Annotated in this window: 9 protein-coding genes and 1 riboswitch; of the genes, 7 read left to right on the forward strand and 2 right to left on the reverse strand. The window is 69.9% G+C overall.

What is annotated here, in order from left to right:
• Positions 1–287: 287 nt before the first annotated feature.
• The 6 genes from AOZ53_RS29790 to AOZ53_RS29815 all read left to right on the forward strand — a co-directional run bounded on the left by AOZ53_RS29790 (position 288) and on the right by AOZ53_RS29815 (position 4773).
• Positions 288–1202 (forward strand): rhodanese-like domain-containing protein, encoded by a 915-nt coding sequence (locus AOZ53_RS29790; protein WP_054431081.1) that lies wholly within the window; start codon positions 288–290, stop codon positions 1200–1202.
• Between the two features lie 136 nt (positions 1203–1338).
• Entirely contained in the window at positions 1339–2265 is a 927-nt protein-coding gene (gene panE / locus AOZ53_RS29795; RefSeq protein WP_054490593.1) for a 2-dehydropantoate 2-reductase, read from the forward strand.
• A 170-nt stretch (positions 2266–2435) separates the two neighbouring features.
• Positions 2436–3047, forward strand: a complete 612-nt coding sequence (locus tag AOZ53_RS29800; protein ID WP_054490595.1) for an NAD(P)-dependent oxidoreductase — start codon at positions 2436–2438, stop codon at positions 3045–3047.
• 185 nt (positions 3048–3232) lie between these two features.
• Positions 3233–3688 (forward strand): nuclear transport factor 2 family protein, encoded by a 456-nt coding sequence (locus AOZ53_RS29805; protein ID WP_054431084.1) that lies wholly within the window; start codon positions 3233–3235, stop codon positions 3686–3688.
• Between the two features lie 11 nt (positions 3689–3699).
• Entirely contained in the window at positions 3700–4269 is a 570-nt protein-coding gene (locus AOZ53_RS29810; RefSeq protein WP_054431085.1) for a flavin reductase family protein, read from the forward strand.
• A gap of 6 nt (positions 4270–4275) precedes the next feature.
• The gene (locus tag AOZ53_RS29815) at positions 4276–4773 is read left to right on the forward strand and encodes a nucleoside 2-deoxyribosyltransferase (RefSeq protein ID WP_054490597.1); all 498 of its coding nucleotides are present in this window, start codon (positions 4276–4278) and stop codon (positions 4771–4773) included.
• Between the two features lie 42 nt (positions 4774–4815).
• Here AOZ53_RS29815 and AOZ53_RS29820 read toward each other — a convergent pair whose 3' ends face one another.
• Positions 4816–5487, reverse strand: coding sequence for a TetR/AcrR family transcriptional regulator (locus AOZ53_RS29820; protein WP_054431087.1), 672 nt, complete (start codon positions 5485–5487; stop codon positions 4816–4818).
• A 152-nt stretch (positions 5488–5639) separates the two neighbouring features.
• Between AOZ53_RS29820 and AOZ53_RS29825 the strand changes: the two genes are divergently transcribed.
• On the forward strand, positions 5640–6851 hold the full coding sequence (locus AOZ53_RS29825) for an MFS transporter (protein WP_054490599.1): 1212 nt from the start codon (positions 5640–5642) through the stop codon (positions 6849–6851).
• A gap of 69 nt (positions 6852–6920) precedes the next feature.
• On the opposite strand, the gene ribB is transcribed toward AOZ53_RS29825, so the two are convergent.
• Complete coding sequence (gene ribB, locus AOZ53_RS29830; protein WP_054490600.1) at positions 6921–7637, reverse strand: 3,4-dihydroxy-2-butanone-4-phosphate synthase; 717 nt, start codon at positions 7635–7637, stop codon at positions 6921–6923.
• Between the two features lie 110 nt (positions 7638–7747).
• Positions 7748–7905: riboswitch (FMN riboswitch) on the reverse strand.
• Between the last annotated feature and the right edge of the window lie 172 nt (positions 7906–8077).

Below are 8077 nucleotides of genomic sequence, written 5' to 3' on the forward strand. Positions count from 1 at the left end.
CCATCCGAATGGGCGGGTTCGCAGCCAGTCCTAGCGAAGCAAGTTGTATGCCATGGGGCATTCCCGCGGCAAGTCGGGGGAATCCTGATGGCCGGGCGGGATTATAGGCACCCTGGCGGGGAAACGTGGCACCAACATGGTGCGCACCGTCGCGGTGCGTGGACACTTTTCGTCGTGGAACAGGTTGTTGCGGCGCGCAAAGGCCCGCCGGGCGGCCATCGGCGCGGGCGCGGGCCTAAAATCTCGCCAATGACGCCGCGCGCGCGCGCGGCAAGCCGGAATCCACCATGCAAGACATTCAATTGCTGCTCGAGCAGTACGGCGGCTGGCTCGTCTTCGCCAACGTGCTGGTCGAGCAGGCGGGCCTGCCCGTGCCCGCCTATCCCATGCTGATCGCCGCCGGCGCCCTGGCCGGCGCGGGCGGCTGGCTGGCGCCGTGGCTGGCCGCCACCCTCGCCTGCCTGTTGGCCGACTCGCTCTGGTACGCGGCCGGCCAGCGCTACGGCTCACGCCTGCTGGGCGTGATCTGCAGGATGTCGCTGTCGCAGGACTCCTGCATCCGCCAGACCCAGCGCCTGTACCTGCGCATCGGCGTGCGCGCCCTGCTGGTGTGCAAGTTCCTGCCCGGCGCCGGCGCCCTGTCCACGGTGATGGCGGGCCTGACCGGCACGCCGTACCGCCGCTTCCTGGCGTACGACCTGGCGGGCGCCATGATCTGGGCCGGTTCGGCCCTGCTGCTGGGCGGCCTGTTCCACAGCGTGGTCAACGACGTGCTGGACGTGCTGGGCACCTACGGCCCGATGGGGCTGGCCCTGCTGGCGGCGGTGCTGGCGCTGTACATCATTGCCCGCGCCCTGCGGCGCTGGGTCCTCAAGCGCCACTTGCGCGTGATTCCGCGGCTGTCGGTAGACGAGCTGATGCAGTGGCGCCAGGATGGCCGCCAGGCGCTGGTGTTCGACGTGCGGCCCGAGGCGGTGCGCGAGGAAGACCGCATTCCCGGCGCCATTGCCGTCGACCTGCGCGCCCCGCTGCCGGCCCTGGAGGCCGGCGCCGAGGCCGCCGACATCGTGGTCTATTGCGCCTGCCCCAACGAGGTCTCGGCCGCCATGCTGGCCGCGCGCCTGCGCGCCGCCGGCTATCCCAACACCTGGGCCCTGCGCGGCGGCTACGAGGCCTGGGCGCGGCATATCCATCCGGCCTGAAGGCGGCGCCCGGGCACGCTTCGCAAGCCCCTGTCCGGGCCGTGGGCGCCCGTCGCGCCCGGCCCCGCGCCGGACACGGCCGCGGGCGCATAATGTTTCCATCGGCCCGCGCCTCTGACGGGCCAGGGAGACAGGCATGAAGTTGTTGTTCTTGGGCGCCGGCGGTACCGGCGGCTATTTCGGCGGCCGCGCCGCCCAGGCGGGCGCCGACGTGACGTTCCTGGTGCGCGAAGCCCGCGCCGCGCGCCTGCGCGAGCAAGGCCTGCGCATCGAAAGCCCGTTCGGCGACGTCACCCTGCAGCCGCAGCTGGCCACCGCCGACACGCTCAAGGGCTTCTACGACGTGGTGGTGCTCAGCTGCAAGGCCTACGACCTGCAGAGCGCCATCGATGCCATCCGCCCGGCCGTCGGTCCCGACACCGCGGTGCTGCCGATCATGAACGGCGTGCTGCAATACGACGTGCTGGACCGCGAATTCGAGCCGCACCGGGTGCTGGGCGGCCTGTGCCAGATCAACGCCACGCTCGGCGCCGAAGGCCAGGTGGTGCACCTGGGCAAGCACGCCAGCATCGTCTTCGGCGAGCGCGCCGGTCCGGCCCGCAGCGCCCGCTGCGTGGCGCTGGCCGAGGCCCTTGCGGGCGGCGAATACGTCAGCCGCCTGAGCGAGGACATCCACCAGGACATCTGGGAAAAATACGTGTTCCTGACGACCCTGGCCGCCGCCACCTGCCTGATGCGCGGCACCGTCGGCCAGATCGTGTCGACCGACAACGGCGCCGACATCGTGCGCGGCCTGCTGCGCGAATCGCAGGCGGTCGCCGCCGCCAGCGGCCACGCCGTGCGGCCCGATGCCGACGCCGCCGCGCTCAAGATCCTGACCGACCCGTCCCAGCCCATGACCGCGTCGATGTTCCGCGATCTGCGCCAGGGCCTGCCGGTCGAGGCCGACCACATCGTTGGCGACATGGTGCGGCGCGCCCGCACGCTGGGCGTGGATGCCACCACCCTGCGCACGGCGTACACCCATCTGCAGGTCTACCAGGCGCAACGCGCCGCGGCCTGAGGCCGAAGGGACGGGAACCCCGATTGGTGCATGGATTGCAAAAAACTCTTCCATCCCCGTGGGTTCCTGGATCCGGCCGGCCCGAATAGTATGGCTTTGCCTGAGCCCGGGCAGGAAAGGACCGCAACTCGCGGCCCCCGCCCGGCGCCCACCCTTCAAGGAGCAAGACCATGAAAATCGCTTTGATCGGAATTACCGGCCGCGTGGGTTCCCGCGTGGCGGACGAACTGCTCAAGCGCGGCCACCAGGTGACCGGCATCGCCCGCAACCTGGGCGACGTCAATCCCCAGCCCGGCCTGACCATCGCGCAGGGCGACGCCACCGATCCGCAGGGCCTGACGCCGCTGCTCAAGGGCCACGATGCCGTGGTCAGCGCCTCGCGCTTCGTGTCGGCCGACGCCAAGCCGCTGCTGGCCGCCGTGAAGGACGCCGGCGTGCCGCGCCTGCTGGTGGTCGGCGGCGCCGGCAGCCTGGAAGTGGCGCCCGGCAAGCTGCTGATCGACACCCCCGAATTCCCCGACGCCTACAAGCCGGAAGCGCGCGGCGGCGTGGTGTTCCTGGACGCGCTGCGCCAGGAGAAGGTCCTAAATTGGACGTTCCTGTCGCCTTCCGCGCTGTTCGAGCCGGGCGAGCGCACCGGCAAGTTCCGGATCGGCGACGACACCCTGCTGGTCGATGAGGCCGGCAAGAGCTGGATCTCGATGGAAGACTACGCCATCGCCCTGGCCGACGAAATCGAGGCGCCCAAGCATTCGCGCCGCCGCTTCACGGTCGGCTACTGATCCCGGGCAGGCGGCGCCGCGCGCGCGGTGTTGTTTGCACGCGATACCCGACCGGCACGGCCCCCTGCCCGCCCAGGGGGCCGTCCGCTTTTCGGGCAAGGCCGCACTGGCGGCAGGGTCGATTCGGCCGGTTTTGTTTGTAAACTGGCAGGCCGCCAAACCGGCGCACGACCCGAGTAGTCAGTATGAGCATGAAGTTGAAATCGTTGGCCCTGTGTTTGCTGCTGGCCGCCAGCTGTCTGGCCCCGGTCCAGGCCGCCGCGCCGCAGTCGAACAAGGACATCGTGGTGGCGTTCTTCCGCATGATGTTCCAGGACCGCGAGATCGACGAGGCGGTGCGCCTGTATGTCGCCAAGAACAACTACACCCAGCACAACCCCTACATGCGCGACGGCGTCGAGCCGATGGTGGATTTCTTCCCCCATTATTTCGAGCAGCATCCGCAGGCCAGCGTCGACATCAAGCGTGTCATCGCCGAGGGCGACCTGGTGGTGATCCACAACCTGTGGCGCGAATCGCCCGAAGACCGCGGCCAGGCCGTGGTCGACATCTTCCGCGTCGAGAACGGCAAGATCGTCGAACACTGGGACGTGAGCCAGGAAATTCCTGAAAACCCCGCCAACAAGAACGGCATGTTCTGAACAGGCTGCCCATGTCCGCTATCGAACCCGTCGAGCTGTCCCGCGCCTATCTGCTGCTGAACCACGGCCCCACGGTGCTGGTCACCAGCGCCCACGGCGGCGAGCGCAACGTCATGGCCGCGGCCTGGGCCATGCCGCTGGATTTCAGCCCGCCCAAGATGCTGGTGGTGGTGGACAAGAACACCTACACCCGCGCGCTGATCGAGGCCTCTGGCGAATTCGCGCTGTGCATTCCGTCGCGCGCGCAGGCCCAGGCCACCCTGCAGGTCGGCTCGCACTCGGGGCGCGAGGAAGACAAGTTCCAGGCCAGCGGCCTGGCCACTTTCCCCGCCAGCAAGATCGGCGCGCCGCTGGTCGAGGGCTGCCTCGGCTGGCTCGAATGCAAGGTCGTGCCCGAGCCGCACAACCAGCAGGCCTACGATCTGTTCATCGGCGAGGTGGTGGCGGCCTGGTCCGCGCCCGATGTGTTCTCCGGCAACCGCTGGCACTTCGATGACGACGCGCGCCGCTCGGTGCACTACGTCGCGGGCGGGTCTTTCTTCGCCACCGGCGAAGCCTTCTCGGTCTCCGATCCGGAGTAACGCGCCATGCGCCGCGTCTACCTGGCCGGCTTCGACGTGTTCCTGCCCGATGCGGTGGCGCACGGCGCGCGGCTCAAGGCGCTGGCCGCCGCGCACGGTTTCGAGGGACTGTACCCGCTGGACAACGTGGCGCCCGCCGGCCTGTCCGGCGCCGCGCTGGCGCAATGGATCTACCAGGCCAACGTGGCGATGATCCGGCGCGCCGACCTGGTGATGGCCAATCTCAACCCGTTCCGAGGCGCCGAGCCCGATTCCGGCACGGCCTTCGAGGTCGGCTATGCGATCGCCCTGGGCAAGCCGGTGTGGGGCTATACGGCGCAGGCCGGCAGCGTGCGCCAGCAGGTCGCCGTCGGCGTGGCCGCCGACGACCCGCAGCGCGCGGTGGACGCGCAGGGCTACACCGTCGAGGACTTCGGCCTGAATCTGAACCTGATGCTGGCGTGCAGCGCCCGCATCGTGGTGGGCGACGCCGCCGACTGCCTGGCGCGCATGGCGCGCGGCTAGCGCGCCGATACCGCGCCGTCAGCGCGAGCCCGTCATCTCGTGTCAGGCCGCGCCGGCCTTGCGGACCGCCGCGCGGGCCGGCCGGGCCTTGGCGGCAAGGGGCGGCATGCCCAGGTATCCCATCACCGCATCCACCACCGCCCGCTCCAGCTGCTGCGGGTTGAAGCCGATCGGCGGCTCCAGCGCCGCCGCGTGCACCAGCGATTCCATGATGCGCAGCACCACGTAGGTCGCCAGTTCGCGGTCCTGCTGCGCGATCTCGTCGCGATGCAGTTCCAGCAGGTGGCGCATGCGCCGGTGGATGTCCTGGTCGGCGCGGCTGTGTTCGCGCGGCTGGTCGAACAGCGGGAATTCGCGTTCCAGCACGCGGTGCAGCGCCGGCTCCAGCAGGTGCGCGTGCATCGACGCGGCCACGATGGCCGCGACCCGCTCGCGCAGCGTGGCCGCGGGATTGCCGTCCAGCACCTCGTCGATCAGCGCCAGCATCTGCTGGTCGTGGCGGTCGTGCAGCGCCGCGATCAGCGCGTTCTTGTTGGGGAAGTACTGATACAGCGAACCGACGCTGACGCCGGCGGTCTCGGCGATCCGGTTGGTGTTGGTGCCGGCGTAGCCGTGCTCGGCCAGAACGCGAGCTGTCGCCTGCAAGATGGTGTCCACGGTCTGTTGCGAACGTTGCTGGCGTGGCGATTTACGGGGCTGCGGGATGGATGTCATGGAGTTCGGGGAAAGCGAGTTTCAAACCTGAGCACCGGCTCATAAAATTTCGATACGCAACTGGAATCGCGTCGAGCACCGGCCGATTATGCCATCGTCGATTACGGCGAGCCGGCCACACGGTGCCGTTTCTCCCCTTTCAAGGAATCCTCATGTCGAATGCATCGACGGCCGCGGCGCTGCCCGCGGCCGGCGGGACCGCGCGTCCCGTCTTCATGCAGATATTGCCCCTGGCGCTGGCGGTCTTCGTCGGCTTCTTCATGGTCGGCCTGCCCATGCCGGTGCTGCCGCTGTACGTCGACGGCGTGCTGGCGCAGGGCGCGCTGGTGGTGGGCATCGTCGCCGGCCTGCAGTTCGCGGCGGCGCTGCTGTCACGCGCCTGGTCGGGCGCGCTGGCCGATCGCCGCGGCGCCAAGCGCGCCGTGGTCACCGGCTTCCTGCTGGGCTCGGTGGCCGGCCTGCTCTACCTGCTGGCCGACGACCTCGCACAGCTGCAGCCGCGCGCGGCGCTGGCCGCGCTGATGGCCGGCCGCGCCCTCATGGGCTGCGCCGAAAGCCTGATCGTCACCGGCGCGCTCAGCTGGGGTGTGGGCCGCGTCGGGCCGCAGAACGCGGGCCGCGTGATGGCCTGGATCGGCGTGGCGATCTACGCCGCCTTCGGGCTGGGCGCGCCCGCCGGCATGCAGCTGTACGGCGCGACCGGTTTCGCCGGCATCGCCTGGGCCACGGTCTTCATCCCCGTGCTGGCGTTGGCGCTGGTGCTGCCGCAGCGCGGCGTGCCGCCGGCAGGCGGCGTGCGCACGCCCTTCTATCGCGTGCTGGGCCTGGTGATGCTGCCGGGCCTGGGCCTGGCGCTGACCAGCGTCGGCTTTGGCGTCATCACCGCCTTCATCACCTTGTTGTTCGCCCAGCGCGGCTGGGACGGCGCGGCGTGGATGTTCAGCCTGTTCGGCGTCGGCTTCATCGTGGCGCGGCTGTTCTTCGCCGGGCTGCCCGACAAGCTGGGCGGCGCGCGCGTGGCGCTGGTGTGCGTGCTGATCGAGGCGGCCGGCCAATGGCTGATCTGGATGGGCCCGACGCCGGCGTGGGCGTTTGCCGGCGCGCTGTTGAGCGGCGCGGGCTATTCGCTGGCGTTCCCGGCCTTCGGCGTGGAGGCGGTGCGGCGCGTGCCGCCGGCCAGCCGCGGCGCGGCCATGGGGGCGTATGTGGCGTTTCTGGACGTGGCGCTGGGCATCGCCAGCCCCGCGGCTGGCTGGTTGGCCGGCATGCAGGGCTACGGCGCGGTCTATGCCTTGGGCGGCGCGTGCGCGCTGGGCGCGGTGTTCGTGGCGATGGCGCTGCGGGGCCGGGCGGCCGCCGGGTAAGGCTGCGGCCCAGGGCTGGCGTATCGATTGACGATCAAGGCGCCCGCTGACGCGGGCGCCTTTTTACGTTCAGACGGTGGCGGCCATCTCCAGCACTTCGTCGTCGACCGGCTGGGCCTGGCCGTCGCGCAGCTGCTGCAGGTGGTCGGCCAGTTCGGCGATGGTCAGGGCGACCAGGCCGTGCTGGGCGGCGTAGCGCTCGAGCGCGGCGCCACGCATCATGGTGCCGTCGGCGTTCATCAGTTCGCACAGCACGCCGGCGGGACGCAGGCCGGCCAGCGTGGCCAGGTCGACCGAGCCTTCGGTGTGGCCGCGGCGGGTCAGCACGCCGCCGGCCTGGGCCCGCAGCGGGAAGACGTGGCCGGGGCTGACGATGTCGTCGGCCTGGGCGGTGGGCGAGATGGCGGCGCGGATGGTGGTGACGCGGTCCACGGCCGACACGCCGGTGCTGACGCCTTCGCGCGCCTCGATCGAGACGGTGAAGGCGGTGGCGAAGCGGCTCTGGTTGCGCTGGACCATGGGGGCCAGGTCGAGACGGTCGAGGGCTTCGCCGGGCAGGCACAGGCAGACGATGCCGCTGCCGTCGCGGATCAGCTGGGCCATGACGGGCACGGTCAGCTTGTCGGCGGCGACGATGAGGTCGGCTTCGTTTTCACGGTCGAAGTCATCCATGAGGATGACGGGGCGGCCCAGGCGCAGGTGATGCAGGGCGCGTTGCAGGCGCGCGGCGAAGGGCTGGGCGGCCAGGCTGGGGAGGGACTGCGGGGTAAGGGTAACGTTGGACATTGAAACGCTCTCGCGAAAAAAGGGGGCGAAAAACGTTTCAGGGCTCATCGACAGCCGAACGCGAACCGACTGTCCAGGCGCTTGGGCCCGGACAGGGGGGTCTTGTGACGGCACATCTTCTCTCATCCGGACTGTGACCGTCGGCTCTGGCATCTCACCAGATCTGCTGACCCCGGTGTCCTCCGTGAAGGACGCCGGGCGCTCGCGGGCTCGCCAAATTGCTTGGCATACCGCCGGTGGGGAATTTCGCCCCGCCCTGAAGACGTACTGCTTGTTTGTCGTGTTAACGACATCGGGGATTTTACGCTGGTCTTGGGGGTGGCGCTGAATATGCTTATTGCGCGTGGGGTTATGGTGGGGTTGGGTTCTTAAGACGCCGGGGGCGGCGGGGCTTGGGGGGAGCGGGGCTACGATTGCGGTCCGGAGCGTTCGCTCCGGAC

The organism is Achromobacter sp. 2789STDY5608621, assembly GCF_001299375.1.
GTDB classification, from domain to species: Bacteria; Pseudomonadota; Gammaproteobacteria; order Burkholderiales; family Burkholderiaceae_B; genus Achromobacter; species Achromobacter insuavis.